This is a genomic window from Nocardia sp. NPDC004722, from assembly GCF_053601505.1.
Genome location: NZ_JBSGBY010001009.1, coordinates 1 through 1729, shown reverse-complemented (window position 1 = coordinate 1729; position 1729 = coordinate 1). Strand labels below are relative to the sequence as shown.

The window sequence follows — 1729 nt, the reverse complement described above, 5'->3', positions numbered from 1 at the left end:
AGCCCGTCCCCCTGGCTGAGGGCGGTTCCCTGACTGAGGGTGGTCCCCCGACTGAGGCGGTCCTCCCGGCTGAGGCCGTCCCCCTGACTGCGGCCGGTCCCCAGAGCGGGGCCGCTCCGCCCCTGGACGAGGTCAGCCTCTCGGGCGGGTGTGGCCCCGGCCCAGCTGGCGCGGCGCACGAGGTACTCCACCGGGCCCTGGCGGAAGCGGCGCAGCCACCATGTCGTGGCGAAGGCTTGGACGGCGAGGATCGCGACGCACAGCACGAGCATGCGGCTCCAGGCGCGCGGAGCGGTCGGGTCGAGACCCAGACGGGGCGCGAAAGCCCGTGCGGCGACCACGAATACGGTCGCGGCGAGATAGTTGGTGAGGGCCGTGCGGCCGAGTGCGGACAAGATCGCGGCGACCGGCGATGCCGCGCGATGATCGAGCAGCAGCAGGACCGCGCACCCGTACGCGGCGGCCAGGATCAGCCCCGGGATCGCACCGAATTCGGGATGTGCCGATTGCAACAGCAGCGCCGGGACGGCGGCGAGGCCGAGCACGAGCAGCGCTACCGGCAGCACCCGATGACCCGATTCGGCCAGGCGGGCAGGCAATCCGGCCATCCCCGCGGCGAAGCCGAGCAGGAACAGGCCCGGCACCTCGAACAGACCCGGCGCCGCCACGGCGGCCACCACCGTCACGACCGCACCGGCACCGGCCGTCACCGGTACCGTCCAGCGCGTCGGGAGGAAGGTCGCGGGCAACAGCAGCACCAGGGCCACGATCGCGTACGGCAGCAATGCTTCTCCGGGTTGCAGCAGCTGATGCACCGCACCCAGCAGGCCGATCGCGAGGATCCGGCGCAGCATCACGACCCGTGGCGAGCCCGTGCGGCCTCGCGCCGACTGCCACATGAGCGCGAAGCTCACCCCGAACAGCAGCGAGAACATCGGGAAGAACCGGTTGTAGACGGCGAATTCCAGCCAGCGCACCACCGGGTCGACCGTCCCGTCCGCCCGCACCGGCGACAGTCGCAGGATGGCGGGCGCATTCGCGAACAGGATGCCGCACAGGGCGAATCCACGCAGGATATCGAGGCTCGGCAGTCGTTTCATGCCTGCCATGCTCGCCCGCCCGAGGTCACCGCCACATCGGCCGAACGGCCGGAACACCGCCCGCCGGTCAGCCGAACGGATGATCGGCCCCGCCGCGTAGTCATCTCGGCGTGCTGGTGGCCGGAATCCACCGAAAGGGCTGCGCCAGTGCGGTGTACGGATCCCGGCCGAAGAACGCCGGGATTACGGGGCAGGTCGGGGTGTGGGGCGCGCCCTTGATCCGGGTAGCCCAGCGGGGCTCGGTTCTCCGCGCGGTTCAGTCCATCAGGCCGGATTGCCAGGCGCGGGCGGCGATTTCGACGCGGTTGCGGGCGTCGAGGCGGCGCTGGATGGAGGCGATGTGGGTTTTGACGGTGCCCAAGGAGAGGTGCAGGCGGGCGCCTACTTCGGCGTTGGTGGCGCCTTCCGCTACCAGGCGGGCGACGTCGAGTTCGCGGGGGCTCAGGGTGGCGATGGCGTCGGCGAGGGTCTCGGGGACGCGGCGGTCGGGGTGGGCGCGGGTGCGGCGCAGCAGGGCGGTGGTGAGTTCGGGGCTGCCCGTGCCGGTGAGCGTCATGGCGGTCTCGGCGTCCTTGATCGAGCGGTACACCATGCCGTCGTTCTCGGCCAGGTTGGCGCGCAACAGCAGG

The 1729-nt window shown here is 71.6% G+C and carries 2 protein-coding genes; both read right to left on the bottom strand.

Annotated elements, in window-relative coordinates; genetic code table 11:
* A partial coding sequence (locus tag ACWELQ_RS45170; RefSeq protein ID WP_452403103.1) for a DUF418 domain-containing protein occupies positions 1-1100 on the bottom strand: 1100 nt, incomplete at its 3' end.
* 256 nt (positions 1101-1356) lie between these two features.
* Positions 1357-1729: response regulator transcription factor (locus tag ACWELQ_RS45165; protein ID WP_452403102.1), on the bottom strand; the 373-nt coding region annotated here is incomplete at its 5' end.